The sequence below is a fragment of the Acinetobacter sp. AR_0276 genome (assembly GCF_003000705.1).
GTDB classification, from domain to species: Bacteria; Pseudomonadota; Gammaproteobacteria; order Pseudomonadales; family Moraxellaceae; genus Acinetobacter; species Acinetobacter nosocomialis.
Genome location: NZ_PSQO01000002.1, coordinates 1 through 5,085 on the forward strand (window position 1 = coordinate 1; position 5,085 = coordinate 5,085).

The 5,085-nt window shown below is 33.0% G+C and carries 8 protein-coding genes; 3 read left to right on the forward strand and 5 right to left on the reverse strand.

Annotation, left to right across the window (positions count from 1 at the left end):
* Window positions 1–144: 144 nt before the first annotated feature.
* The 3 genes from CSB87_RS00695 to CSB87_RS00705 all read right to left on the reverse strand — a co-directional run bounded on the left by CSB87_RS00695 (window position 145) and on the right by CSB87_RS00705 (window position 1,381).
* Window positions 145–474: a four-helix bundle copper-binding protein gene (locus CSB87_RS00695; RefSeq protein WP_000610966.1), complete on the reverse strand. Its 330-nt coding sequence runs from the start codon at window positions 472–474 to the stop codon at window positions 145–147.
* Window positions 475–795: 321 nt separating this feature from the next.
* The gene (gene nadS, locus CSB87_RS00700) at window positions 796–1,068 is read right to left on the reverse strand and encodes a NadS family protein (RefSeq protein WP_000369781.1); all 273 of its coding nucleotides are present in this window, start codon (window positions 1,066–1,068) and stop codon (window positions 796–798) included.
* Complete coding sequence (locus CSB87_RS00705; RefSeq protein WP_004698338.1) at window positions 1,061–1,381, reverse strand: type II toxin-antitoxin system RelE/ParE family toxin; 321 nt, start codon at window positions 1,379–1,381, stop codon at window positions 1,061–1,063. The genes nadS and CSB87_RS00705 overlap by 8 nt, the downstream gene beginning before the upstream one ends.
* 166 nt (window positions 1,382–1,547) lie before the next feature.
* On the opposite strand from CSB87_RS00705, the gene CSB87_RS00710 reads away from it, so the two are divergent.
* The gene (locus CSB87_RS00710) at window positions 1,548–1,808 is read left to right on the forward strand and encodes a hypothetical protein (protein ID WP_004698336.1); all 261 of its coding nucleotides are present in this window, start codon (window positions 1,548–1,550) and stop codon (window positions 1,806–1,808) included.
* Between the two features lie 63 nt (window positions 1,809–1,871).
* Here the strand turns inward: CSB87_RS00710 and CSB87_RS00715 are convergent, their stop codons facing one another.
* Together CSB87_RS00715 and CSB87_RS20225 are read right to left on the reverse strand one after the other, a co-directional pair.
* Window positions 1,872–2,063, reverse strand: a complete 192-nt coding sequence (locus CSB87_RS00715) for a hypothetical protein (RefSeq protein WP_004706315.1) — start codon at window positions 2,061–2,063, stop codon at window positions 1,872–1,874.
* A gap of 463 nt (window positions 2,064–2,526) precedes the next feature.
* A complete protein-coding gene (locus CSB87_RS20225) occupies window positions 2,527–2,745 on the reverse strand; it encodes a hypothetical protein (protein ID WP_001005328.1) in 219 nt (72 codons plus the stop codon).
* 685 nt (window positions 2,746–3,430) lie between these two features.
* Here CSB87_RS20225 and repM point away from each other — a divergent pair.
* Window positions 3,431–4,354 (forward strand): replication initiation protein RepM, encoded by a 924-nt coding sequence (gene repM / locus CSB87_RS00730; protein WP_004698334.1) that lies wholly within the window; start codon window positions 3,431–3,433, stop codon window positions 4,352–4,354.
* 67 nt (window positions 4,355–4,421) lie between these two features.
* The gene (locus tag CSB87_RS00735; protein ID WP_000736774.1) at window positions 4,422–4,967 is read left to right on the forward strand and encodes a plasmid replication DNA-binding protein; all 546 of its coding nucleotides are present in this window, start codon (window positions 4,422–4,424) and stop codon (window positions 4,965–4,967) included.
* The last annotated feature ends 118 nt before the right edge of the window (window positions 4,968–5,085 follow it).

Below are 5,085 nucleotides of genomic sequence, written 5' to 3' on the forward strand. Positions count from 1 at the left end.
AAACTTTGAAATAAGTGTATGAATTTCAAGGTAAATTATAACACGTTTCGGATAAGGTGTATTATGTTAATTTTAGGAAAGGCTCTAGACTAGCAGAATGATTATGTTAGTCTAGAGCCATATAATTAACATTATTGAAGTATTTTACATGGCAATTTTTCGACATTCTTCTGCACACTGACGGCAAGCCTCAGCACATTTTTTACAATAATCATGTGAATGTTTTTCACACTCTTCCGCACAATATTCACAGATCTTAGCACAAAGCTCACAAATCTCTTTGAGGAAAGGTGAGTTATGTTGTTGCATACGCACACATAACTGACAAATATCTGCACATTCTAGACAACGTTGAATACATTCACGCATCATCTCTAAATCTTTTTCTTTTAAACAAGAAGTTGCACATTCAGTACAAATAAGTGAACAGTTTGTACATGCAGAAATACACTCTGAAAATTCCGTATTAATCATTTTTTACTCTCAACTTATATAATCAAAGAAATAATTAAAACATAATTTTTTTCTACTAATTATTTTAAATTATTAGTAAATGTAATACATAATGTTAATTTATATGAATAATTTTAATTTTAACTAAATCTTATTTATATTCCAAATTATTAAAAAACAGTTTTTAATTAGGATAGATGATCAAGTATCAAAAGCAGCTATTCTTAAAATAACTACAATAATTTTATCACTTTAAAAATAGATTTTCCCTCTATTTAACATAATGGCCGTTATACGAATTTAAAAATGGGAGCTAAGCTCCCATTTTTTTAAGTAATTTTTTCAAATAAGGCTTGGATGAGCATCTAAAATTCGAATTAATGTAGCTGCTGGTCCAGTTGGATAGCGTCGACCTTGTTCCCAATTTTGCAGGGTACGAGGACTAATATGCAGACGTGCAGCAAACTCATTTTGGCTCAAGCCTGTTTTTTCACGTACTTCTTTAATATCTGGTAGTTCGAGTTCTGTAACTCGACTTGCTTTAACTTCTTTACGTTTGATAGCTCCAGCTTCTTTGATTGAAGCAACCAAGTCATCAAATAAGTTGTTATCCATGAAATTGCTCCTTCACGAGTTGGCGCAGAATGGCTGTTTCCTTATCTGTTAAATTATCTTTCACTGATTTTGGATAAGCCAATAAGAAAAATATCTGATCATCCTCGGTGACCCAATAATAAATCACCCGAATACCACCACTTTTTCCTTTGTTACCTTGAGCACAACGTACTTTGCGAATACCACCGCCATTCTTGATTAGATCACCTCTATCAGGCTGTACCAAAAGATCTTCCTGAAGTTGACGATATTCCTCATCAGATACAAGGTCTTTAATTTGCTTGGTAAAGATGCTGGTTTCAATAAATAACATGGACTCTTTATACGTCAATGGCGTACTTGTATTTTAGCAGTTTCCATAACAAAAAACGAGAGTTGTCCGCTCTCGTTCCAAATAACGCCCATCATGCTAAATAAAAGGATATTCAGAAAAATATAGATGTAAAATTATGACCAAGAAAAGTTATTTGAGTTGTTATATGAGCGTTACTGTTACTCAGCAAAAGGATATTGATAAGGTTTTGAAGAAATACCCTGATTGCTGTTCAATCTGTAAAGATCATTTTGATGATGAAGATTTGACATATACAGTTTTTGGATATGACAAAAATCAACGTATGCAAGTCGTTTCAGGTTGTTGTATTGATGCTATATCCGACATAGTTCTTCTAGGCTTATGTGGTTGTTATGACCCAAATGACATACAGAATTTAATGAAAGAGCATCCTCTAGTAGATTAATTCTTTAAGGTGAGGTTGAAGATTTTCTAAAATTAACATAATACACCTTATACGAAGCCCAGGTTAATCCTGGGCTTTTTGTTGAATCTGATCATTGGTAGCAAACAGATCAGGATTGGTAATTTTGATGTTTTCCTGACAACTCCTGCAAAGCATCAGCCCAGCAAAAAGTTGTACATGTTCCCTTGATTCACAGAAGGCACATGGCTTAGGAAAAGAGATGATATTGGCTGAATTGACTAATTCTGTTGACATAAGAAGTAACCTTGGATTGTACATATTTATTTTTAATAAATTTCAATACTTTATACCTAATTTAGCCACTAAAATTTGTACATTATTGTATAATCCATGTGTACATATTATTTTTTATAATTTTCATTCACTTAGACCCAAAATAGTATTTATTTTTGTACAACACCATGTACAGAACAATAATCATATAAATCAAATTTTTAGCATAAAAAAGTCCATTAATTTTGTACACAATTCTGAAACTTAAAAATCTAAACTTTCATCAATTTTTTTCATAATTTCAATAAATTAACCTTAATTTTAAGATATATTCTGAAAGTTGGTTTGAAAGTTGTTTTTACATTATATTTCAATACTTTAAATCAAAAAATTGGATATTTTTTGAAAAACTCAATGAAAGTTTATTTTTTATTTAAAAACAACTAGTTATATTAGTTTTTATCCATTTTTTTTGAAACAGTTTCTATATGATAAAAAAACCTATAAAAACCATATCTAGCAAAGGTTTGAGGGTTATCATCTTTAGATGCGTGGTGTGTGACAAAAAAATCCCGGCATGTGCCGGATTCTGGATTAGAAAATTGGCTAAAGTGACGTAGGACTGGTGCTTGGTTTTACATGGAAAAAAGTATTTATTTTCTGGTTTATAAAAACGTAAAAAGATCAGTTTTTGTTCATTCATCCAGGTTAAAAATTTCAACCTAAAACTTTAATTATGAAAAGCTTCACAGAAAGCATTCAAATGCGATTTAAGAGCCTTTATCTAAAAAACATAGATCTATAGCGAAAAACAGAAAACAGCTCAAAAAACGCAAAAGAGAGTGAAGTAAAGAGATGTTTTGACTTTAGATAGCTGCATAGAGCGAGTGTCTACGAGCGAACTATCAAAATTTGCGCCTAGACTCTCTGAAAAACATTTTTTTGCCCTCTTTAGCCTAAGAAAGCTTAAGTTTCATGCAGAAATTTGCTCCTGGACCGAGCGTAGCGAGAAAAAAGCTCATGAGCGAAGCGAATTCCGAGTTGCTTTTGCTTTTTCTTAAAGTCACGCAAGTATTAACCAAAAAATTGCCCCGACGAACTGAGCGAAAGCGAAGTTCAATAGAGTTTGAGCGAAGCGAAAACCAAGGGCAATTTTTTATGACCTGAGCTTTTAAATATTTTTAAATCTTTTAAATGCTTTTAGACATGCTGAAAGCCTTTATTTATAAAATTCTTAGAGACTATAAAACGAGGTTTACCTTGCATTAAAACGAGGTTTACCTTGCATTAAAACGAGGTTTACCTTGCATTAAAACGAGGTTTACCTTGCATTAAGCGAGTTTATGATATAGCCTCGTCTTATTGAATTAAAAATATAACCTTTTCATATGAAAACAGAACTAATAGTTAAAGATAATGCATTAATTAATGCCAGTTATAACCTTGATCTAGTCGAGCAACGGTTAATTCTTCTAGCTATCGTTGAAGCAAGGGAATCGGGTAAGGGAATAAATGCTAATGATCCATTAACAGTTCATGCTGAAAGCTACATCAATCAATTTGGTGTACACCGAAACACGGCTTATCAGGCATTAAAAGATGCTTGTGATGATCTATTTGCAAGACAATTCAGTTATCAAAGTCTTAGTGAAAAAGGCAACATTATTAATCACAAGTCAAGATGGGTGAGTGAAGTCGCTTATATTGATAATGAAGCGGTTGTTAGACTTATTTTTGCTCCCGCTATCGTGCCTTTAATTACAAGACTAGAAGAACAATTTACAAAGTATGAAATACAACAAATAAGCAATTTAACAAGTGCTTATGCCGTTCGGTTATATGAGATATTGATTGCATGGCGTAGTACAGGAAAAACGCCTCTTATAACTTTGTCTGATTTCAGACAAAAAATAGGTGTACTCGATACTGAATACAAACGAATGTATGACTTTAAAAAATATGTCTTAGACATTGCATTAAAGCAAGTAAATGAACATACCGACATTACTGTTAAAGTTGAACAGCATAAGACTGGTAGATCAATTACAGGTTTTTCATTTAGCTTTAAACAAAAAAAATCAGTAACGAAGTCAGCTAAAAGTATAGGTGTAAGCGAAGATATAACGATCACTTTAACAGATGCACAACGCTATTCATTTGCGAGTAAATTGTCAGAGCTTCCAGAAATGGGAAAACTTTCACAAGGCACCGAAACCTATGAACAATTTGCTGTACGGATTGCAGATATGCTAAAACAGCCGGAGAAATTAAAAGAACTTACTCCATTACTTCGAAAAGTTGGCTTTCAATAAATGATGTCAATTGACATTGTAAAGTTGACAGTCAAGTATTAACACAAATTGAAAACTAGTTTACATAATGAAAAAACTGTCAGTTTCAGAGTTGGCTAAGCTTTACGGATATTCACGACAAGCCATATATGCGCATATAAACAAAGGAAATTTATCTAAAGGATCTGATGGATTAATTGACTTCGCAGAAGCCATAAGAGTTTTTGGGGAACCACAAAAGAAAGATACTAATGTCAATCAAAGTCAATCAATTAACAGTCAAAACTTGACAGAAGTTGACCTATTAAAACGTCAAGTTGACATACTGGAAAAACAGTTAAATCAAGCACTGTTTAGAGAAAATCAATCACTAGAACGTGAATCGTTTTATCAAGATCAGATCGAGGCCATGCAGCGCTTACTAGAAGCACCAAAAGCCAATATGACTACGTTTACCGATCAAGAACAGTCGCAAGCGAATGTAGCTCAAGTACAGCCAGAACCTAATATTGATGCTCCTAAACATGACGGATTGACTACTCCAGAGAATAAGCGCATTCCTGTTCCAGAGCATGTTGAACCAGAGCCTAAAAAGCGTGGCTTCTGGAGTCGTTTTTTTCTTCCATATGGTTAACTTAGGCTAAATAAAACCGTGGAACATTGCTCAATAAATAAGCGTGGAACGTGAAAAATCATAAAAAAAGCCCGAACAGTGATGCTCGGGCTATAAACTTTGAAATAAGTGTATGAAT